At 71.0% G+C, this 21,760-nt stretch carries 15 protein-coding genes; 5 read left to right on the top strand and 10 right to left on the bottom strand.

All coding sequences use genetic code 11. The features are described 5' to 3' along the window. Positions 1-3: 3 nt before the first annotated feature. The 3 genes from KYK13_RS19190 to KYK13_RS19180 all read right to left on the bottom strand — a co-directional run bounded on the left by KYK13_RS19190 (position 4) and on the right by KYK13_RS19180 (position 3,054). Entirely contained in the window at positions 4-1,116 is a 1,113-nt protein-coding gene (locus KYK13_RS19190; protein ID WP_223646250.1) for a tetratricopeptide repeat protein, read from the bottom strand. Beyond that, on the bottom strand, positions 1,113-2,306 hold the full coding sequence (locus tag KYK13_RS19185; protein ID WP_223646248.1) for a DUF4331 family protein: 1,194 nt from the start codon (positions 2,304-2,306) through the stop codon (positions 1,113-1,115). Before KYK13_RS19185 ends, KYK13_RS19190 begins: the two co-directional genes overlap by 4 nt. 409 nt (positions 2,307-2,715) lie before the next feature. Continuing rightward, entirely contained in the window at positions 2,716-3,054 is a 339-nt protein-coding gene (locus KYK13_RS19180) for a hypothetical protein (RefSeq protein ID WP_223646246.1), read from the bottom strand. A gap of 215 nt (positions 3,055-3,269) precedes the next feature. Between KYK13_RS19180 and KYK13_RS19175 the strand changes: the two genes are divergently transcribed. The 4 genes from KYK13_RS19175 (at position 3,270) to KYK13_RS19160 (ending at position 9,640) form a co-directional block, all read left to right on the top strand. Further along, positions 3,270-4,073: a GNAT family N-acetyltransferase gene (locus KYK13_RS19175; RefSeq protein WP_223646237.1), complete on the top strand. Its 804-nt coding sequence runs from the start codon at positions 3,270-3,272 to the stop codon at positions 4,071-4,073. Between the two features lie 93 nt (positions 4,074-4,166). Next, positions 4,167-6,581: a YfhO family protein gene (locus KYK13_RS19170; protein WP_223646235.1), complete on the top strand. Its 2,415-nt coding sequence runs from the start codon at positions 4,167-4,169 to the stop codon at positions 6,579-6,581. Between the two features lie 141 nt (positions 6,582-6,722). Then, a complete protein-coding gene (locus KYK13_RS19165) occupies positions 6,723-7,976 on the top strand; it encodes a hypothetical protein (RefSeq protein ID WP_223646233.1) in 1,254 nt (417 codons plus the stop codon). A 203-nt stretch (positions 7,977-8,179) separates the two neighbouring features. Further along, positions 8,180-9,640, top strand: coding sequence for an ATP-binding protein (locus KYK13_RS19160; RefSeq protein WP_223646231.1), 1,461 nt, complete (start codon positions 8,180-8,182; stop codon positions 9,638-9,640). Positions 9,641-9,649: 9 nt separating this feature from the next. On the opposite strand, the gene KYK13_RS19155 is transcribed toward KYK13_RS19160, so the two are convergent. The 5 genes from KYK13_RS19155 to KYK13_RS19135 form a co-directional block, all read right to left on the bottom strand. Then, positions 9,650-9,829 (bottom strand): hypothetical protein, encoded by a 180-nt coding sequence (locus tag KYK13_RS19155; RefSeq protein WP_223646229.1) that lies wholly within the window; start codon positions 9,827-9,829, stop codon positions 9,650-9,652. 70 nt (positions 9,830-9,899) lie between these two features. Beyond that, on the bottom strand, positions 9,900-10,439 hold the full coding sequence (locus KYK13_RS19150) for a carboxypeptidase-like regulatory domain-containing protein (RefSeq protein ID WP_223646661.1): 540 nt from the start codon (positions 10,437-10,439) through the stop codon (positions 9,900-9,902). A 106-nt stretch (positions 10,440-10,545) separates the two neighbouring features. Beyond that, positions 10,546-12,813 carry a collagen binding domain-containing protein gene (locus KYK13_RS19145; RefSeq protein ID WP_223646227.1) on the bottom strand — a complete coding sequence of 756 codons (2,268 nt, stop codon included), beginning with the start codon at positions 12,811-12,813 and terminating at the stop codon, positions 10,546-10,548. 57 nt (positions 12,814-12,870) lie between these two features. Next, positions 12,871-13,683 carry a TIGR02452 family protein gene (locus KYK13_RS19140; RefSeq protein WP_223646226.1) on the bottom strand — a complete coding sequence of 271 codons (813 nt, stop codon included), beginning with the start codon at positions 13,681-13,683 and terminating at the stop codon, positions 12,871-12,873. Between the two features lie 4 nt (positions 13,684-13,687). Further along, positions 13,688-14,533, bottom strand: coding sequence for a hypothetical protein (locus tag KYK13_RS19135; RefSeq protein ID WP_223646225.1), 846 nt, complete (start codon positions 14,531-14,533; stop codon positions 13,688-13,690). Positions 14,534-14,890: 357 nt separating this feature from the next. On the opposite strand from KYK13_RS19135, the gene KYK13_RS19130 reads away from it, so the two are divergent. Next, positions 14,891-18,040 carry an adenylate/guanylate cyclase domain-containing protein gene (locus KYK13_RS19130; RefSeq protein ID WP_223646224.1) on the top strand — a complete coding sequence of 1,050 codons (3,150 nt, stop codon included), beginning with the start codon at positions 14,891-14,893 and terminating at the stop codon, positions 18,038-18,040. 12 nt (positions 18,041-18,052) lie between these two features. Here the strand turns inward: KYK13_RS19130 and KYK13_RS19125 are convergent, their stop codons facing one another. Then, positions 18,053-19,669 (bottom strand): M28 family metallopeptidase, encoded by a 1,617-nt coding sequence (locus KYK13_RS19125; RefSeq protein WP_223646223.1) that lies wholly within the window; start codon positions 19,667-19,669, stop codon positions 18,053-18,055. Positions 19,670-19,711: 42 nt separating this feature from the next. Further along, entirely contained in the window at positions 19,712-21,736 is a 2,025-nt protein-coding gene (gene mdoH / locus KYK13_RS19120; RefSeq protein WP_223646222.1) for a glucans biosynthesis glucosyltransferase MdoH, read from the bottom strand. Positions 21,737-21,760 lie beyond the last annotated feature (24 nt).

Here is a 21,760-nt window from a genome sequence, read left to right as displayed (position 1 = left end):
GCGCTACGGGCATCCGTCCCCGGGGACTGGCAAGCCCCGGGCCCGGCTCGCTTCGACGAGCACGCAGGCCTCGCACTCGCGTCCCGTCGCACGCGCGGCCTCGATGGCCAGGGTGAAGGCGCTGGCGGTTTGACGGCCCTCCAGGCTCTGTTGCGCCAGCACCCAGGCCCGCTCCGGGTCCGCGCCCGGCCCCAGGTAGAACCTCGCGGCGTGGTCCGCGAAGGCCAGCGGTTGGCGGACCAGGAGCGCTTCGAAGCGCTCGCGCGCGGCGGTGATTTCGCTCCGGCCGCGCACCGGTGCACCGGTGCGAAGGTGCAGCGTTCCCAGGAGTGCCAGGGCCTCGGGCTCGTGCGTCGAAGCGACGACGCGTTCGAGCCGTGTCATCGCGGACGCCACGTCGCCACGCGCGGCCTCGAGCTCGGCGAGGTGCACGTTCGCCATCGCGAACTCGGGGAGATGGGCGAGCGCCCGGGCATAGAGCGGCTCGGCGCGTGCGGGGTCTCCAGCCTGTTCGGCCCACATCACGCCGCGCGCGAAGTAGATCCAGGCGTAGGGAAACGGTGAAGTGGTGTCGAGGTCCGCGAGCGCTTCGGAATACAGCCGGTCCGCGTCGGTGAAGCGGCCCACCGCCGCGTAGGCGCCCGCGAGTGCGCTCCGCGACGCGTAGCCGGGACGCTGCGCCACCCTTGCCTCGAGCCGGGAGATCGCTTCGCTCGCGTGTCCGGTCGCGACGAGGATCGAAGCACGCAGATCGCTGCTCGCTTCGTCATCCTTTCCGGCTGCGTCCAGGTCCGTGAGCGCCTCCGCGAACCGGTGGACCGCCGAGCGTGCGCGCGCACGCTCCAGGAGGTCACCCGCCGTCCTCGAACGTTCTTCCGCGAGCGTGCTCGCGCGGTCCAGTGCGTCGTAGTCGCTCAGGAATCGCGCCCGCAGGAGCAGCAGCTCCCCGACGCCCGCGTCCGCGCGTTGGAGCGCGATGCGGTGGTCGAGGTTCTCGATCGCCAGGGCCCCCGTGGTCGTGACGTACCGCGGAGCCTCTCCCCACGCGGCGGTGGCTCCGCCGCAGACCATGACCGCGACTGCCAGCCACGTGCTCCAGGATTCACTCGGTCTCATGGGGCCGCCAGGAACGGGAAGTCGGACAGGGAATGGACATGGTCGTCCTCCTTCACTCCGTCATCGATACCGGACGTCGCGCCGAGAGCGAGGAGCGACCGGAACACGTCGTTCGAGTCTTCGAGGGGCGTCCTGCCGCCGCAGTCGGTGCCCGGCTTCCCCGGAGTCGAAAGCTCTGCCAGTTCGACAGAGAGGTACTGCTTGCACACAGTGGCCCGGCTGTTGATCCACAGCCGGTCGTCCGCGAGCAGCTTCGCGAGGCGCTGATATCGCTGCGCGGGTTCGCCACCCGCATTGGCGAGCCACTGGTTCCCACACGTTCCATCCAGCCCGTCGTAGAGCCCGAGCGTGCGCTGCAGGTCCGGTGCGAATCCAGCCCAGTCCGCGGGAGCCGCGCGGTTGTATTCCTCCTTGCGCCGGTCGCTCACGTCATCCGGCTCCAGCGGACCGATCAACGCATTGCCCGTCAGCGGCCGCCCGATGCGATCCACCGGCGCACCGAGCTTCGGCCGAGCCGAGGTCCCCTTCCGTGCGTCCGGGTTGCTCTTGTAGATCCCTGCCCACACCGCGAGGTACGGCCCTGCCTTGCCGACGGCGTCACGGTCGATGGAGACCACCAGCGCCGAAGACGACCAGCCCGCCAGGAAGTTCTTTCCCGGCCCGCCCTGGGTCTGGCGCCACTGCTCGAGGATGGACCGCGTGGTCGCCGCGTCGAAGCGGGGGCATCGGGCGGCATCCACGGGCGCGCCGCCCTGGAGCGCGGCCTTCGCCACGTCCAGGGCGGCGCGGGTGCCCTTCACATTGTTGAAGAAGGGGTCGTCGCGCAGTCCCGCGAACACGCGGAAGCGCTTCTGACGCCCTTCGATTCCCGCCACGCGGCTCGCATCTCCACGGACATGGTCGACGTCACCGGCCCAGCACTCCGCGGTGTTCGCTGCATCGAAGCGGCACTGGATGGACAGGTCAGCAGTGGTCTCTCCGAAGCGCTTCCCGCTGCTGACATGGAACACGTACTGGAGCTGGTCCGAGAACCGGTGCGCGACCACGGTCATGGCCAGGTTCAGCCGCTGACCATCGGGCGACATCCAGGCGAAGAGGTCGGCGATGTCCGCCGAGGGATCCTCGATGACCGTAGGCGTATCGAGGTGGTCCGAAGCGGAGGCGCTGCCCGCCCCCAGGGACAACGCCATTCCCACGGCCATCGGCGCACCGAACCGGAGGATTCTGGATGGAACTCGCTGCACGGGAAGTCTCCTGTCATCGCGGACGGGTCGCGAAACGCGAAGACTCATAGGGCCCGGGGCGGACGAACGACTTGGTGAAAATTGCGCGCGAACCTCAGGAGTCGCGCGTGAACACCGGCGTCCCAGGTCCGCATCGCCGAGGACAAGCCGCGCCACGCGGGCCTGTCGTGGGACATCGACCAGTGGGCGCGCGCGGCTGTCCGCCACGGAGCAGGATGCGCTGCGCGGGGCCCTGCTGCGCGCGGAGGTCGCGGTGCAGCCCTACGCGACGCTCGTCACGGAGGCGGGGATGCCCACGCCCGAGGTGGCGTCGGCGTTGCTCGATGCTCTGGATCAGGAACTCGGGGCCTGAACGTCACTCGGAGGGCGGCGGCTTGTTGCGCGTGGCGGCTTCGCGCGCCGCCTGGAGCACGTCATCCACCGCGGACTCCACCGCGTCGCTGACCAGCTCCGGCGCGGAGGTGCGCCAGCGCTCCAGCGCCGCTTCGTGCATGGCTTCTGGATCCTGGAGCTTCGCGTCCGTCTCCGGAGCCACCTCCGCGATGCAGTCCGGGCACACGCCCTCGAGCGCCCGCGACCACACCTCCAGGTGCGTGGTGATGAGCACCCCCTCCATCGCGAGCGCTTCGCGCAGGCCGCGGCGGCCCGCGCCGCGCATCTGCGCGCCGTGCACGCGGTCCAGCATCGTCCGCATCCATGAGGCCACCGCCTCCGGTTTCGGGCAGGTCTGCCTGCCACATACCCGGCACGTCGTCTGCCAGGGCTGCCCTTCCATGGGATTCATCGCGACCGCTCCTCACGCCCGGATCGAGCCCTCGCTTTAGCAGGCCCCCTCCCTGCTCGCACATAGACGCGAGCGTCCGCGATTGCGGAGAATCCTACTTCTTGACCCCATCTGGAGGCACGCCCGTGTCCCGAGCCGAGATCGACGAGTCGCATGCGCAGTTCCGTGGCGCCTGGAGGCTGATGACGCTGGGCCTGCCCCATGGAGAGGTCGTGGAGCGGGCGGACGTGTTCATCACCGCGGGCCACGTGACGTGGTCGCTGATGAACATGGCGTTCCTCAACCGGCCGGCGGAGACGGAGGCGGAGCTGATGCGTGCGGTGGACTCGGCCGCGAGCTACTTCGCGCGGGGGCCCCACGGGTGGGCCTTCACGTTGACGCCGGAGTGGCTGGCACCAGGGCTGCGGGAGCGCACGGATGCACTGCTCGCCACGCGAGGGCTCAAGCCGGGGATGACCACGACCGGCATGGTGGCGGACCGGCTGCTGGAGCCGGTGCGCCCCCTGCCGCCGCTCGACGTCCGGCCGGTGCGGGACACCTGGGGATACAACGCCGTCGCGGACGTGAACGCCGCCAGCTACGACACGCCCCAGGCGCTGGGACGTGAAGCCCTGGCCGCTCCCGGCATCTTCGGCCCCGAGAGCCGGGCCTTCGTCGGCTGCCACGACGGCGTTCCGTCGACGAGCACGGTGGCGCTGCGTGTGGACGGCATTGCATACATCGCGCTCGTGGCGACGCTCGCGGAGCACCGTCGCAAGAGCGCCGCGGAGACGGTGCTCCGGCGCGCGCTGGAGGAGGCGAAGCACGCGTGGGGCCTGGAGCGCACGGTGCTCCATGCCACGGAGGCCGGCGCGCCCGTCTACCGCCGCATGGGCTACCGGGACGTGGCGCCGTTCTGCTCGTACTTCGCCCCCGCGAAGGGAGCATGAGGCGTCGTTCCTGTCTCGCGGGAGCGCCCCCTCGCACGGCGGTGTTCCCACGCTGGACGGGAACACCCGCGACCGGGAACAATCCGCGCCCCGATGGAGCCCCCTGCATCCTCCGAGCGCGCCGAGCCACGAGTCCCGGGTCCGCGCGCGGCGTGGACCGTCGTGGGCGCGGCGCTCGCGCTCACGTGCCTGTTCTTCCACCGGGCCGTCTTCAGCGCGCAGGTCTTCGCCGGACGAGACATGCTGCTCGTCTACGCCCCGCTGCGCCGCTACTGGGCGCAGCGCGTGTCCGGTGGCGAGTTCCCGGGCTGGTATCCCTTCGACGGTCTGGGGCAGTCCTTTCCCGGGATGATGCTGTCCGCGGCGTTCCACCCATCGCAGTGGCTGGGACTGGTGCTGTCCACCGGCGCGGCGATGAAGGTCTCCGTGCTGCTGTGCCCGCCGCTCGCGCTGCTCGGCACGTATGCGCTGCTGCGCCTGTACGCGGTCCCCCGGGCCGGTGCGTTCTTCGCGGGGCTCGCGTTCGCGTTCAGCGGCTACATGGTGAGCCTCACCAGCAGCCTCGCGTACCTGATGGCGGGCGCCACCCTGCCCTTCTGTCTCTGGGCGGCGATCCGCTTCCTTCGTGACGCCACGCCTGCGCGTGCCGCCGTCGCCGCGCTCGGCCTGGGCGGCGTGCTCCTGGCCGGAGATACCTGGGCCTATGCGTTCGCGAACGCGTTCGTGCTGCTGCTTGCGCTGACGGAGGCCGGACCTCGCGCGGGGCTCGTGCGACGGGGGCTGGTGCTCGTGGCCCTGGGCGCGGGGATGGCCGCTCCGCAGTTGTTCGCGGGCGTGGCCGTGTTCGCGGGCGGCGCGCCTGGCGCGAGCTCCGTCGAGGACGCGCTGCGCTGGTCGGTGGATCCGCTGCGACTGCCGGAGCTACTGCTCGGACCGTTCCTGGCGAACCCCACCGTCGAGCGCGCCGCACCGGAGGCGCTCGTCAAAGCGCTGCTTCACACCGGCGGCTTCTCCACGCTGTGGTCGGAGTCGCTGTTCATCGGCGTGCCCGTGTTCGTGCTCGCCGTGGCGGGGCTGCGCTTCATTCCCTCCCGCCGCTGGGCTCCGTTCGGAGCGGCGTGGACCGCGCTGCTCGCGCTGGCGCTGGGTTCCGCCCTGCCCTTCTACGCGCTGCTCTATCGCGTGCTGCCGCTGTGGCGGCCGTTCCGCTATCCGGAGAAGCTCGTCGTGCATCTGTCGCTGAGCCTCGCGCTGCTGGCGGGGTTCGGGTGGAAGGCCATCGTGGCCTCACCGGAGCGTCTGCGCTGGACGGCTCGCGCGGCCGGAGTCCTGGCCGCGCTCCTCGCTCTCGTGGCGATCGCCGAACGCATGATGGGCGCGTGGTCGCACGCGTTCGTGCTCACCCGCTGGCCTCAAGTCCCCGCTGAGACGTTGGACACCGTCTCCCATGCGTTCAGCACCGCGGGCTTCATCGCGGCGGGGATCGCGGTCGGTTGCGCGCTCGTGCTGCCAGGCCTCGCGGAGTCCCGCGCGCGCATGGCCATGATGATGGCGTTGCAGCTGGGCGCGGCGTTCACCGCGAATGAGCCGCTCTACATCATCGGCTCCGAGGAGCTGCTCGATACGCCACCGCCCTTCATCGAGACCGTGAAGGCCTGGGCCGCTCGCACCGGCGACACCGTTCCTCGCGTCACCTCGCGCGTCCAGCGCTACCGCCTGCCGCGCTTCGAAGGCTTCGAGTACCAGGACAGCGTCGCGCTCATGTCGCGGGCCATGCTGGCGCCGGACAGTCCCGCGCTGTGGGGCGTAGGCACCGCGGAGGCCTACCTCCCCGCGGCCAGCCCCCGGCTGCTGCACCTCCAGGACGACACCCCCGGCCTCTTCACGGAGCTGTTGCCCGTCTTCGGCGTGCGTTTCAGCGTCTACACGCCGGCGGACTACGATGCCCTCAAGCACAAGCCCGGCACCCTCGTGGCCAGGGACTCCGTCTTCGAGTTGCTCCTGGTGGAACACCCGGACGCCCGCCCGCGCGTGTCGTTGGCGAAGCCCCGATGCGTCCCGGACGCGGTGGCGGCACTCGGGTTTCTGCGCGACGCGTCCTTGCGCGCTCGCAAAGCCGCGGTGGAGTGTGGCGACGTGGCCCTCGCGCCCGCCAGTGACGCGCCCCTGGCAGGCCCGCTCCGCGTGGAAGTGGACGCGCCCGAACACCTCGTCGTGAACGTGGAGGCCTCCGAGGACGCGGTGCTGCTGATCAACGACGCGTGGCAGCCCGGCTGGACGGCGTTCCTCGACGGGGCGCTTACGCCTCTGCTGCCCGCGAACGTGGCGGTGCGTGCCGTGCCCACGCCCCGGGGACCCCACCGCGTCGAACTGCGCTACCGGGCCCCCGGCGTGCTCCCGGGCCTCTGGCTCTTCGCCGCGACCTGCGTGGGACTCGCCGGGGCCGAAGTCCTGCGCCGCCGACGACTTCCCCGGAAGACCGGCACACTCGCGGGAGTTGGAAGCTGACCCCACGCGTCAGTCATGCGCGGCGGATCCACAAGGGTCATCCATTCAACGTTGCATGAATTCTCCGACGCGGCCTGGGGTTTGGCCTGGCGCTACCACTGCCTAGCTTGGCGCATCCCCCCAACACCCTGGACATTCACCGTGGAGATTCCTGCTCGCACCGACGTGCGCCATTTCACCGTCGCGCTGCTCGGCGCGTTCCTTGTCCTGACCTCCGCCTCCGCCCGAGCGCAGTCCGCGCCCACACCGCTGGAGGACAACCGCACCATCACGCTGGGTTACATCGACATCGCGTATGAGCTGGGCGGCATCATCGACCCCACGTTGCAACCCGGTAGCACCAGCAGTGCGCGTCCCAACTGGTTCACCTTCGCGCCGCACGCGTCCCAGGCCGGCGGCAAGGGCATGTACTGCGCGGCGCTCGCCCGGCACTTCATCAACGCCGCTCGGGGGCAGCCCTCGGTGTCGCTGACGGGCGCGCTGAACCGGCTGGGGCTGGGCGACGTGGTGCGGCTGCGGGTGCAGGACCTGTCCCTCCAGCTCATCGCGCAGGGCCTGACCGTGGACGCGGCCGCGGCGCTCAGCGTGCTGACCAGCTCGCTCAACGTCGCGGCCCTCGGCGATCCGCGCACGCTGACGACCACCGCGTCGCGCATGGGCGCGATGTACTGGAGCGCCCCGGGCGCGACGCCGCTCGACAAGGTGGAGACCATCGTCATCACGCTGGAGCGCACGCTCCACGAGGGCAACCTCGCCATCTTCAACGACATCGGTGGTTCGGCGCGCCTGTACCTGGGCTGGCGCGCCGGCGCCACCGGGCCCATCACTCCCGCGCGCGTGCTCTCCGAGTTCACCCTCGTGGACGCATACAACGCGGAGGCGCAGCAGGCGTATGCCTGGGCCGTCGCGCACGCGGAGGACTCGCCGCGCCCCACGCGCATGGACGTGCTCTTCCCCGGCATGCACTGGAAGAGCCTGCTCATCGCCGCGTTCGCGCTCTACGAGGACGCCCGGCTCGCGCCCACGCCCGCGCGGCGCGACGCGCTCATCGCCATGGGCACCAACTTCGTCGCGTGGCGCGAACAGTTTGATCAGGCCCAGGCCGTCTTCACGCCCGCGGGCGCGCCCGCCGACGAGATCTCCCGCGCGGCCGTCCTCCAGGCGCTCACGCCGTTCCTGATGACGGACTTCGGCACGGTGCGGTGGACCTACGCGGACTTTGCGTATGCCCAGCCAGACCGTGACGGCAACCCGCTCACCTCCCCTCCGACCGAGTACAGCTGGGCGGACTTCTGGGACCGGTGGAACGGCATCCTCTTCGCGTTCGACCAGGCCTACGCGCGTCCCACGGAGCTGTGGGTCATGCCTGAACCCCTCACGGATCCGCTGGGCTGACAGACGGCCTGGGCGGCCTGTGTGCTCGCTTGACGGGCGCGGGGGCCGTGCGGGAGCGTGTAAACCCGATGAGTCCCCTCCCCGGTGGTCCATTCGAACCTGTTCGTCACGCGTCCCAGGACGATGCGTCCTCACCGGGCCCGGCGGCCTCGCGCACGCCGAAGGACGCGAACCAGCCCGCCGCTCCGGCCGACGAGGCCAGCATGTCCGCGCAGACCCGCCTGCAGGTGTTGCGGGAGATGATGGCCGAGGCGTTCCTCGCGCTCGATGCGCAGGGAACCATCCATGAGCTCAACCACCGTGCCGCGTCGCTCCTGGGCCTGCCGTATGGCTCCTGCGAGGGCATGACGCCGTGGGCGGCGCAGCCGATGCTGGCCGGCACGACGTTGCACGAGCGCATCCTGGACGCGCTCACCACGCGCGAGCCGGCGCGGTTCCTGGCGGAGCTGCCGTCGGGCGTGTGGCTGGAGCTGTCCGTCCGGCCGGTGGGCGGGGAGACGTGGGTGCTGGCCACGGACATCACCCGCCGTCAGCGCGCGGAGTCCGAGGTCGCGCGCACCGAGGAGCGCTTCCGCCAGCTGGGCGAGCGCTTCCAGGTGGCGCTGGAGTCCGCGCAGATGGCGGTCTGGGAGACGAACCTCGTCACCGGGCAGGTGTTCCGCTCGGAGGGGCACGACCGGCTCTACGGCTACCCGCAGCCGCTGGCGGAGTGGACGCACGAGCGGTTCCTGGCGTCGCTGCATCCGGATGACCGGCCTGCGGTGGAAGCGCAGGTGTCGTCCATCTTCCACAACGACGTGCTGTCGTACGCGTCCACGTTCCGCACGCACTGGCCGGACGGCACGTGGCACTGGCTCAACAGCCGCTCGCGCGTCATCCGCGACGCGCAGGGCAAGGTGATGGTGGTGCGCGGGGCCATCCTGGACATCACCGCGCTGAAGGAGACCGAGGAGGCGTTGCAGGAGGCGGTGCGCACGCGCGACGACTTCCTGTCGGTGGCGAGCCACGAGCTGCGCACACCGCTCACGTCGCTGCGGCTGCAGGTGGACCTGCTGCGTCGCATGTCCGAGGGAAAGGGCCCGGAGCCCGTGGGCTCGGACAAGGTGAAGGTGCGGCTGGACGCGGCGGACCGGCAGCTCAAGCGGCTGGCGTCGCTCCTGGACAACCTGCTGGACGTGAGCCGCATCCGCACGGGCAAGCTGGACTTCGAGTTGGAGAGCGGAGACCTGGCGCCGCTGGTGCAGGACCTGGTGGCGCGCTTCAGCGACGAGGCGAAGCAGGCCGCGGTGGAGCTGGACGCGCGCGTGGAGGGGCCGGCGCCGTGCCGGTTCGACCGCATCCGGATGGAGCAGGTGGTGAGCAACCTCCTGTCCAATGCCCTGCGCTACGGCCAGGGCACACCGGTGCACGTGACGCTGCGCCAGCAGGACGGTCAGCTGCGGCTGACGGTGCGGGACGGAGGTCCCGGGGTCCCCGTGGCCGAACGCGAGCGCATCTTCCAGCGCTTCGCCCAGGTGCAGGGCTCCGCGCGCACGGGGGGCCTGGGACTGGGGCTCTACATCGTGCAGCAGATTCTCGAAGCGCACGGCGGCCGCGTCTGGGTGGAGGACGCGCCCGGCGGCGGCGCGGCGTTCATGGTGACGCTGCCAGTGGCGGGGACGTAGGCGCGGGCTTCAGGGAACGAGCCATGTGCCTCCGCTCTCGGTGGGGAAGCTGAGCTGGAGAGACTTCGTCTCGCCTTGCTTCAGCTCCACGGGCACGCGCAGGACCGAGGTCGCTCCGTCCTGTTGAGGCTCGATGGCGAAGAGCGTGTAGCGCGTCCCGACGGTGTCTGGAACGAGGAACGTCTCCAAGCGCTCGCGAGTCGTCGGGAAGTGGACCTGGAGAGCGGCGTCTCCCTGCCTTGGGACGAAGTCCCTGCGTTCATGTTGGCTGGGAGCGAGGGACACAGGCTGGAGAGAGAAGACGGGCGGCGCGGGCCGGGGCCACGAGTAGATCCAGCGCCGGTCCTCTGGGAAGTGCACGAAGCAGTTCCGGTCCCATCCTCGAAGGTGAACTGGCCCTGCGCGCCGCTGACGGCTTGAACAAAGGGGACCGAGGGGTTGGCAGAAGCGAACCGGATCCGGACGCCCGGCACGGGCTTCCCTTCCCCATCCACCACCCTTCCAGAGGGGGCACGGAGCGAACCAGCGGCAGATCGAGCCGCGGAGTTGATTCCGGTGGAATCCGGATGTCTTCGTGGAATGCAGTCACGAAGCCAGGCGCCTGGACCTTCGCGCTGTACTGGCCCGGCTTCAGGTGAAGGCGTCCTGTCCCCTGCGCGTCCGTCGTGCCGGGCTGCTCGGATGCAGGCGTCTGATCCGCGCGCCAGACATTCACCCGTGCGCCCGTGACAGGATGCCCTTGCGGATCCACGACCCGGAACACCCACGTCACGTCCTTCGCCGGGCCCTGATTCTCCATCACTGGAAGCGGCGCTCCCGCGCACGCGACCACCATGGCCAAGAGCCCCACCCAGTTCCAACGCACGCCCCGAAGGTTAACAGGGCCTGACGCAGCGCTGTCACTGTCAGTGAACGAAGTGAACGCCGCCCACTTCGGGGCGCTTTGTCTCGAACCGGAGGACGCCGGGCTCCGTCAGGTTCACGGGGTAGCGGAGCACGACGGGGTCGAAACGGCCTTCGAGCACGAACACCGTGTAGCGCCCCAGGGGCAACTGGCTGAATCGGGGCTTACTCCAGGAGCGAGCCTCCCAGTTCTCGACCTGGCGCTCCGGCCGCTGGTCCGCGGGTGCTGAATCCTGCTCGACGGCGGCATCCATCAACGCACTCATGGCGTCGGCTGTCGGCGGCATCGGAACGTCGCCTGGGACGAGGAAGACCCAGTCCCATTCGCCCGCGCCGGGAAACGACACCTCCACGGCAGCCGGTCCATTGCGCGGCCTCAGATCCACGCGGACCGTCCCTCCTGGACGGCCACTGCTGAAGCGCTGGGGCCAGAAGACGCGCAGCGGCGGTGAAGGCCAACCAGCGGGGCCTCCATTGCGGACGATGCGCAAGATGCACTCACGCCCCGGGACGACGGGCAGTCTGAACCGGCCTTCCGCGTCGGTTTCCGGCATCCGGTCGGGATAGACCTCGCACCCGGTCATCAAGCTGAAGCCCTGCAACGGACGCCCCGCTTCATCCGCCACCGTGCCTGCCACGAAGGCATCCGGGACGAGCGGCATCGTCACCTCCTCCACGTCCACGTCCACCGGCTGTGAGGCCGTTCCCTCTTCTTGCGTCTCTGCCTTGAGGATGAACGGTTCGCGCGGCACGTCGTCCAGCACATATCGGCCGTCCGCATCCACTTTCAGGAACGACTGGGACCAGGCGAACGTCGACTCCCGCCCGGGCGGCGGTCGCAGGCCTACCCGTCCCTTCGACAGGGCCGGCTGCCCGTCTTCCCGCATGAGCCGGACGCGCACGGTGCGGCTCTCCTTCAGGATCACGTCCGGAAGGTGGACGGTCCCTCCCTCCCGGGGTTCCACCCGCCTGCGCGTGAGCGCAAGCCCTTCCGCCGCGAAGGCCAACCCTTGGGGCCAGGCGTCCTCCAGCACGTACCGATATCGCCCTTCCGGATCCTCGTAGTCCTCTGAGTTCACCTTGAAGCGGGTCAGGGGCTTTCCACCCGGCCCCAGCACACGCCCTTCCACGAACGTATCGGGATGGCACTCCACCGACACGTCCTTCGCATCTGGCTCGAGCTCGACCTTCGCGCCGCGCCCGCGCACGGTCGACACGCGCACGGGCCCCCGCGGCAGTTGCTCGAACGTGAACCGGCCGTCCGCATCCGACCTGGTGGCGTTCCGGCTCGCGAAGACGTCCTGCTCCGGAGCTCCCACCGAGGCATTCACCCACACGTCTTCCAGGGGCCGTCCGTCGCCGCCAACGACCCGGCCCCGAAGCGGTGCTCGCAGCCCCGCACCGTCGAAGCGAAGCGCCAGCTCGCGGGTCTGCCCCGCCGCGACCTCCACCTCCGCAGAGGTCGTCCACTCCGCATTCCCCTCTATCGAATGAGTGAACGTCACCCGGTAACGTCCCGCCTCCAGGCCCCGGTACATCCGGGCGTCCTTCACGTGGTCGTCGATCCACGCCCGGTCCTTCGCCACGGGATCGAGCGCCTTGACCTTCACCTCCGGCGAGTCCACCCGACGCCCATCTCGAGCGAACGCCGTCACCCGCAGCGCGCCCTGCTCGCGCATGACGAGCGTCAGGTCCGCCGGGGGCGCGTTGAACTCCCGGCGCTCATCGCTGTAACCCTTGCGACGCGCGAGCAACACCCCCGGGCCCGGCCCCATGCCTTCGAACAGGTAGGTCCCATCCGGGTTCCCCACGACGTCCAATCGGGGCGCCGTCGTATCCGAGGGAATCCACGACAACGACACGGCCCGCAGAGGCTTGCCCGCACTGTCCACCACGCGCCCCGCGACCGGAACGGAGGGCCGCAGCGTCATTGTCACGGTCGCCGGATGATCACGCCCGAGCCGGACATCCGGATCCACGAAGCCCTGGTAGCCCGAGGCCTGGGCCGTGAGCACGTACCACCCGGGCGTCAGCCACAGCTGGCCCCGTCCCCCATCGGCCGTCGTGCCCCAGGCGCCATTGAGAGGCGTCGCCATCGCGTTGCGGATCCGGAACTCGATTTCGGGGAGCGGCTGGCCCGCCGCGTCCTTCGCCACCACCGTGAGCAGCACGGACGCGGGCGCCGACTCGGTGCGCACCACTTCGGACGTCGCCACCGGCTTCGGGTTCGACGTGCCCGCGCACGCGAGCACCCCCACCACGATCCCCACCCAGCTCCATCGCATGCGCGCAAGGCTAACAGGCGCCCCCCAACGACAGACAGCCCCTCAGCCGAAGCGTTCGCGGAAGGTGCTCAGGTTGGGCCCCTTTCCATCGCGCTCGTACACGGCGAACACCACGCGGCGGAACGCGCCCGCCATCGTGGTCAGGCCTCGCGCGAAGGCCTCCGCCGCGTCGTGCGGGTTGTTGCGGAACGCGCCACAGCCCCAGGCCCCCAGGATGATCGTGCGGTGCCCGTGGTGCGCCGCCACCTGCAACACCTTGAGCGCCCGCGCGAACAACACCTCGCGCAGCTTCCGCGCGACCTCCGGATCGCTCGCCGGCAACTGCCTCGCGTTGGGTGCGGGCGCCGTCAGCAGCGACACGAGGAAGGGCCGTTCCAACAGGTCGTAGCGCTCGTTGCGGAAGAACGGCACGTCGGGCGAATAGATGAAGTGGTCCGTGTACAGCGGCGACCGCAGCTTGCGGTTCACGTCGTAGTACTCCGGCCACTTCAGCAGGCACGGATACAGCGCCGAGCACCGCGCCAGGTCCTCCTCCTGCGCCTTCGCGCCCGTGAGGAAGCCGCCGCCCGGGTTCGTCGCCGACGCGAAGTTGAGCGCCAGCACGCGCGCTTCCCCTTCCTGCTCCACCAGCCGGCGCGCGGCGTCGCCCGTCTTCTCCGGCGTCACCTCGACGGTGAAGCCCGGTACCGGCGCGGGCCGCGTGAGGTGTTCGAAGTCACCGGGGCGCACCAGCACGGTGCCCCCGACGGCGCGCGCCATCGCGTCGCGGATGGAGACCTCGTGCCCGGACAGCGGCACGTAGGTGCCCTGCTCCAGGATGTGAAGCGTCTCGTCCGCGACGCGGTTCAATGCCATGGCGTCACTCGCAGCCGATGCGCTCGGGCGCCACCGCGAGGTCGTCGATCCACGTCTCCGACGCGGAGTCGCCCTTCGGGTGCACGAAGCCGTAGCCCACTCCGAAGTTGGTGAACGGCCGGATGCCCACGTTCGGGAAGTCGTAGGCCTGCTTCCCATCCACCCACACCAGCGCGTGGCCCGTGGTCGCGGAGGTGTTCGCGCGCTCCACGCCCCACTCGATGCACGTCCACTTGTTGGGCGACACCGTGACGTTGGTGTCCTCCTGGAGGTTCCAGCCCGTGCCCTTGATGCCGCTCCAGTCATCCAGCGCGAAGGCGCCGTTGTGCATCCCCTGCAGCTCGATGCCACCGAAGTCGGTGTCCTTCGGGGAGAAGAGGATGAAGTACGTCCCCATCACGCCCTCCGGAGAAGCCCGGTCCAGGTACACGTACGCACGCGTGTAGAGCTTCGTGCCGAACGCCGGGATGTCCTTGCGCAGGTGCGCGATGGCCTGCGGGTCCGGCTGGCTGTGGTCATCCTCGTTGAAGCCCGGGTTCGTCTTCACGTGCACCGCGCCGCTGCCGGACCGGGTGCGCGTACCGTCCACGGCGATGGTGGCGTTGTGCTTCTCGTCCGGCTGCCTCCAGGTGCCCTGCCCCTGGTCGAAGTTGTCACAGATGTAGGCGGAGGCCGGGCACTTGCCGTTGCCCGTGCCGGCGTCCGTGTTGGTACCCGCGTCCGTCCCCGAGCCCGCATCCGTGCTCGTGCCCGAGTCCGGGGTGTTCTTCGTGTCGTCGTCGCCGCAGGCCGACAGCGCGCCCACCGCGAGGGAAGCCATCATCAACGCCAGTGCCGAAGTCGAACGCATGAGTCCTTCCAGGAAGAGGCGCCGCGCCCTCGCGCTCCTGCCGCGGGGACGGGACGTGTCTCCGTCCTAACACGGCTTCCCGCCTTCCTTGGACTGGGGCTCGCCAGACCCCGGAGGCCCACGGCGCATGGCGCCGACAGGCCCCGCGGGGCAATGCAGGTGTCGTCCCTGGATGGATGCGTGCTCAGCGCGATGACAAATGCTCACTAGCGGCACACCGCCCTGCCCGGCAGGTGCGCGTTGCCGTTCCGGCCCGTACTGCTTTCCATGTGAAGCGCCAGCGGCATGGGCGTCACCCTCACGGGCAACGGGATGGGTGGGAGCGGGTGGGGGTCCAGGCATCGGGGAGAGCGGGAGATGGGAGAGGCCTTCCTAAGACTCACGGTCGTCGCGCCTCCGGCCGACGAAGGCGCCTCCGCTCCTGCCCCGACGCCGTCCGCCCGGCACCTGCCCCCCACCGGTTCGGTGGCGCTCGTCTTCACCGACATCCAGGGGTCCACGCGGCTGTGGGAGCGCTGCGGGCAGGCCATGCGCGACGCCTTGGAGCTGCACGACGGCGTGCTGCGCGCGCTGCTCCAGGGCACCGGCGGCTACGAGGTGAAGTCTCAGGGCGATGCCCTGATGGTCGCGTTCGCGTCGCCGGTGGAGGCGGTGCACTGGTGTCTGCGCGCGCAGGAGGCGCTGCTGCACGCGAGCTGGCCGGAGGCGCTCCTCGAGGAGCCGGACGCGGCGGAGGAGCACGCGCCGGAAGGCCTGACCCACCGGGGCCTGCGCGTGCGCATGGGCGTGCACGTGGGCGAACCCGACTGCCGCCTGGATCCGTCCACGCACCGGCTGGACTACCTGGGGCCTCCGGTGAACATCGCGGCGAGGGTCACGGCCGCGGGCCACGGCGGCCAGGTGCTGCTCAGCGGCGCGGCGTGGGCCCGCATCCAGCCGGAGCTGGCGGCGCTGGGAATGCCCACCGCGCGCACGCTGGGGACCTACCGCCTGCGCGGCGTGAGTGAAAGCGTGCCCCTGGTGGAGCTGGTGCCCGCGTCGCTCGCGCACCGCAGCTTCGGTCCCCTGCGCGCCCCGCGCGAGCGGCCCGGCAACGTGCCCACGCTGCGGCAGGACCTGGTGGGGCGCGCCGAGGAGCTGGACACCCTCCGGCAATGGATGTCCGAGGGCGCCCGGCTGATCACCATCCTGGGGCCCGGAGGCATGGGCAAGACCCGGCTGGCCACGCACTTCGGCGCGCAGGAGTCCGACGCGGGCACGTGGGAGGGCGGCGTCTGGCGGTGTGACCTGGAGGAGGCGCGGACGGAGGGCGACCTCTGCCACGCGGTGGGCCGGGCCCTGGGCGTGCCGCTGACGGCGGATGGAGACGGCAGCATGCCCGCGGAGCGGCTGGGCTGCGCGCTCGCGGGGTGTGGGGACGTGCTGGTCATCCTGGACAACGTGGAGCAGGTGGTGCGGCACGTGCCCGGGACGCTGGGGCGCTGGCGGGTGCTGGCGCCACGCGCGCGGTTCCTCGTCACCACGCGCGAGGCCCTGCGACTGCCCGGCGAGCGCGTGCTGGACCTGGCCCCGCTGGGCCTGCCGGATCCGGACGAGACCCGCTGGGACGTCATCCTGCGCTCGGACGCGGTGCGCCTGTTCGTGCAGCGCGCCTGCGAGGCGCGCGGCGACTTCATCCTGAGCGACGCGGAGGCCCCGCGCGTCGCGGACATCGTGCGGCAGTTGGACGGCATCGCGCTGGCCATCGAGCTGGCCGCCGCGCGCGTGAGCGTGCTGGGCGTGGAGCAGCTGCGCGAGCGCCTGTCGAAGCGCTTCGACCTGCTGCGCATGGGAAGGCGGGACGCGCCCGCGCGGCAGGCGACGCTGCAAGGCACCATCGACTGGTCCTGGAACCTGCTGGAGCCGGCCGAGCGCGCCGCGCTGGCGCAGTGCTCGGTGTTCCGGGGCGGCTTCACGCTGGAGGCCGCGGAGGCCGTGCTGGTGCTGCCGGAGGGGGCGCCGGACGTGCTGGAGGTGATTCACTCGCTGCGCTCCCAGTCGCTGATCTGCGCGCGCGAGGTGGACGCCCCGGGCTGCTTCCTGCGGCTGGGCCTGTACGAGAGCATCCGCGAGTACGCGGCGATGCGGCTGCGGGAGCTGGGAGACGTGGCGGCGTGCGAGGCCCGGCACGCGGACACGTACCTCCAGGTCGCGGGCCGGCTGAGCGAGCGCGTGCAGAAGACGGGAGGCGCCACGGCGCTGCGGCGGCTGGCCCTGGAGCGCGAGAACCTGCTGGCCGCGTGCGAGAACGCGATGGCCGTCCGCCCCGCCACCCCCGAGTCCCTGGGCCGCGCGCTGGAGACGCTGGTGGTGCTGGAGCCGGATGCGCGCACGCGCGGGCCGGTGGGGCTGCTCGTGGGACCGCTGGAGCGCGCGCTGGAGGCGTCAGCGTACGTGGCCGTGGCGCCGCTGAAGCGCGCGGAGGCGCTCGCGGTGCTGGGCCGCGCGTACCTGGACGCGGGGCAGGCGGAGTTCGCGCGCCAGGCCCTGGATGAGGCGCGCGGCGTCTTCCACACGCTGGGCGAGACGGCGTCGGAGAAGCGCGTGCTCGTGGACCTGTCCATCGTCGCCCGTCACGCCGGAGACGGGACCGCCGCGTGGACGCTGATGCGCGACGCGCAGGCGCTGCCCTCCGGAAGCGACCGCTGGCTGGAGGCCTACGCGGTGGGCAACCTGGGCCTGCTCGAACAGCTGCGCCACGGCCCGGAGGCGGCCATCCCGCACCTGCGCGCGTCGCTGGCGCTGTTCCACGAGGTAGGCGACGTGACGTTCGAGGTGGGCTTCCTCACCAACTGCGCGGTCGCCATCGGCGAGGCGGGCGACAGCGGCGAGGCGGTGATGATGCTGGGCGAGGCGCTGGGCCGGGCGCTGAGCGTGGAGGACCGCTCGGGACAGGCGCTCGCGCGGCTCAACCTGGGCTGCTACCTGATGGACGCGGGCGGCCTCTCCGATGCGTGCGAGCACCTGGAGGCCGCGGTGCGCCTGTCGCGGCTCTTGGGCCAGCGGCTCATGGAGGGCACGGCGCTGGGTGAGCTGGGGCGCGCCCTGCTCGCGCGGGGGGACTGGAAGCAGGCGCGCGAGGCGCTGGCGGAGGCGATCTCCATCCTGGGCCGTGCGTCCCGCTGGCAGGCCCTGCGCTTCATCGCGCACCGGGCCGCGCTGGAAGCCGCATGCGGAGAGCTGTGGGCCGCGCGCGAGGGCTTCGCCACGCTGGAGGGCGCGCCGGAGCTGCGCGAGGACCCCTCCCTCTTCCAACTGGTGGACCTGCTCCGCGCCGCGCTCGACCTGGCCGAAGCCGACGCCGCGCCCGTGCAAAGCGCCGAAGGCACCCGGGCGCGGGCCGCCGCGCGCCGCCGCATCGAAGCCGCCCGGAACGCCCCGCGAGAGATCGTGTCGTCCGACCTCCGCGGCGCCCTCCGCTTCCTGGAGGCGCGCCCCGGCGTCACCGACCCGCGCGTGGACGCGTGAAGGCGCGGCGGCTCACGGTGCCGGCGCGGGCTTCGCGAAGCGGCGGAAGAAGCTGTCGTCGTTCCAGTACGGCCGGCCGGGGGCGTCCGCCACCGCGTTCGTCAGCGCGGTCAGGAAGGTGATGAAGCGCGCGGCGCCCGCGTGGTCCACGGGCTGCTGCGCCAGGTCATCCGACGGCGCGTGGTAGCGCTCGGCCAGCCACTGCTTGAAGATCTTCTGCTCCTCGGAGCCCGGCGTGTAGCCGAACTTGAAGAACAGCGCGGGCACGCCCTCGCGGATGAACGAGTACTGATCGCTGCGCACGAACAGGTTGCGGTCCGGCTCCGGATCCGGGAGCACCTGCACGTCCATCTTCGCCGCCACCTCCGCCAGCGGCACCGCGAGCGAGGACTCGTCCTTGCCATGCGCCACCACCGACGTGAACGGCCAGTGGGGCATGAACATGTCCAGGTTGAAGTCCGCCACGACGGAGGTGATGGGCACCGGCGGCCGTGAAGCGAAGTACTTCGACCCGAGCAGCCCCTTCTCCTCTCCCGTCACCAGCGCGAACACCACCGAGCGCTTCGGCTTCTCCTGCTGCTCATGCAGCCGCCGCGCGACCTCCAGCACCGCCGCCACGCCGGACGCGTTGTCCATGGCGCCGTTGTAGATGCGGTCCCCCTTCACCGGCTCGCCAATGCCCACGTGGTCCAGGTGCGCGCTGAGCACCACGTACTCCTCCGCGAGCACCGGATCCGCCCCCGGCATCACGCCCACCACGTTCATGGACTTGAGCGGCTTCACGTCGAACGCCAGCTTCGCCTTCATGCGCAGCGGGATGTCGAACTTCGGCAATGGCTGGTCCGCGTTGGCCAGCGCGACCAACTCCTCGTAGGTATGCGGCGCGCCCTCCAGCCACTTCTGGGACTGAGAGACGTTCGCCACCACCAGCACCTTCATCCCGCGCGAGCCGTTGAGCGATGGATCCGCGAACACGACGGTGGGGCTCCTGCTGGAGCCCACGATGCGCTCCCACGGCAGCTCCAGCAGCTTCGGGTTCTGGAGGTACACGACCCCCACGGCCCCCGCCGCCTTGAGCACCTTCATCCGCTCCTCCCACGAGGAGAAGTGCGACTTCACCGGCCCGGGGATGTTCCCCGGCCCGCCCTGGAGCAGCACCACCACCTTGCCCTTCAGGTCCAGGCCCGCGTAGTCGTCGTGGCCCAGCTCGGGGATGGACAGGCCGTAGCCCACGAACACCAGCGGCGCGTCCACGGCGCCGTTGTCACCCTGCCGCGAGGACAGCACGACGTCCTCGCCCTGCACCAGCGGCACCGCCTTGCCGTCCTTCACCAGCGCGACGCTGGACTTCGACTCGATGAGGCGGCGCGACTGCAATGCCATGGGCTGCAGGAAGCCCGTCTTCAGCATCGGCTTCACGCCCAGCGCGGCCAGCTCCTTGGACACATACCCCGCGGCCGTCGCGTAGCCCTTGCTGCCCGTGTCGCGCCCCTCCATCGCGTCACTGGCCAGCACCTCCACGTGCTTCCACCAGCGGTCCTCATCGGCCTTGGATGCGGGGGCCTCCGCGGCGAAAGCCCCGGAGGAGACGAACAGCGCGAGCGCGGCGGCGGAGGAGAACCGGTTCATGTCCCGGAGCATCCAGGGCGCCGCCGGGTCATGCAACCGCGTTCACGCCTGCGCGCCCAGCCGCCGACCGCGCAGCTCCGACAGCGTGCGCGCGTCCAGCAGCACCGCGGACTTCTCCTGCGGGGACAGGGGCTCCACGCCGCCCGCGAGCAGCTTGCGACGCGCGGAGGCCAGCGCCACGGGGACGGTGGCCGTCGGGTGGGCCTCCAGCAGCGCCAGGTGCAGCGCGTGCGCGCGAGGGTCGGTGAGCACATGGTCCAACGCGTCGTCCACCGGCTCCATCCCCTCCTCCGCCAGCTCCTGCGCGCGCACCAGCACGGTGGGCGGCTGGACCTCCTCGGGGATGAGGAGCAGGCCCTTCCGCTGCAACCACAGGCCCAGCGACGCGCGCGCGGTGAAGACGGAGATGGCCGGGGACAGCCACAGCCCCAGGATGACCGGCGACAGCCACGCCAGCATCCCCGGCGCCACCGCGACCGCGAGCGCCGCGAGCACCACGCCGATCGCCATGTGCCACTTGTGCCGCCGCAGCGCCTCCGACCACGGCAGGTCCGTGTCCTCGCGCTGCTGGCTGGACCAGTTCACCTTGTACCCAAGCAGCGTCCCGAACACGAAGTGCGACTGGAAGAGCATCATCACCGGCGCCATCAGCGTGGAGACGAAGCCCTCCAGCATCACGCTCAGCACCAGCTTGAAGCGGCCGCCCATCCGCGCGGCCTCCTCGCGGTTGGCCAGCACCAGCCCCATGCCCAGCAGCCGGGGAATCCACAGCAGCGCCAGCGACAGGCCCATCAGCCGCAGCGCGCCCACCGTGTCGAACGCGTCCCCGCCCGGCAGCGTGGACTGGAAGCCCACCAGCGTCGCGGGCGAGAAGAACCACTCGTGCAGCGCGGCGAACAGGCCCGCCACCAGGAAGATGAGCCACAGGGGCGACGCCACGTAGGACATCACGCCCATGAGGAAGTGCATCCGGCTCATGGGGTGCAGGCCGCCCGCCATCACCAGGCCCAGGTGCTGGAGGTTGCCCTGGCACCAGCGGCGGTCGCGCTGCGCGTACGCGAGCAGGTCCGGCGGCGGCTGCTCGTAGCTGCCCCCCAGCTCCGGCACCAGCCACACCGTGTAACCGGCGCGGCGCATCAGCGCGGCCTCCACGAAGTCGTGGCTGAGGATGTGGCCGCCGAAGGGCTGCTGGCCCGGCAGCACCGGCAGGCCGCAGTGCTCGATGAAGGGCGCCATGCGCAGGATGGCGTTGTGGCCCCAGTAGTTGGAGTCCCCCAACTGCCACGCCGCCGCGCCCGCTGCCACGATGGGGCCGTACACGCGCCCCGCGAACTGCTGCAGCCGCGCGAACAGCGTGGAGCGGCCCACGTTCTGCGGCGGCACCTGGAGGATGCCCGCGCCCGGGTTCAGCTCCATCAGCCGCGCCATCTGAACCACGCTGTCGCCGGCCATCAGGCTGTCGGCGTCCAGCACCAGGAGGAAGTCGTAGCGGCGGCCCCAGCGCTCGCAGAACTCCGCCAGGTTGCCCGCCTTCTTCGCCGTGTTGTCGGAGCGGCGGCGGTAGAAGATGCGGCCCTGTCCGCCCACCCGGCGGCACAGCTCCGACCACGCCAGCTCCTCCGCCACCCACGACTCCGCTCGCGTGGAGTCGCTCAGGACGTAGAAGTCGAACGCGTCCAGCTGCCCCGTCGCGGCGATGGACTCATAGGTGGCCTGCACGTGCGCGAACACGGCGGCCGGGTCCTCGTTGTAGACGGGCATCACCACGGCGGTGCGGCGCGTGAGGGGCTGCCGGGCCTCTTCCGCCGTGGGCCAGCGCAGCCCCGGCACGCGCTGGTTCGACACCCGTTGGAGGAAGCCCGCGACGCCGCTCCAGAACGACAGGGCGATCCACGCGAAGCACAGCGCGAACAGGCCCAGCACGAACAACTCCGGCACCGTGGTGCCGTGCGCCGCGAGCAACCGGTACATCTCCACCGAGGCGAACCCGGTGGACAGGGCCGCCAGTCCCAGCACCATGACGCGGCGGGGACGCGCCAGGGCCGGAGTGTAGGGTTGGGCGTTCATGCGGACTCCGGGCTCCCGTGCGGC

Origin of the sequence: Corallococcus sp. EGB, assembly GCF_019968905.1 — a bacterium.
Lineage (GTDB): Bacteria > Myxococcota > Myxococcia > Myxococcales > Myxococcaceae > Corallococcus.
Note: the sequence above shows the minus strand (reverse complement) of the source record. Positions and strands in the feature narration are given on the sequence as shown.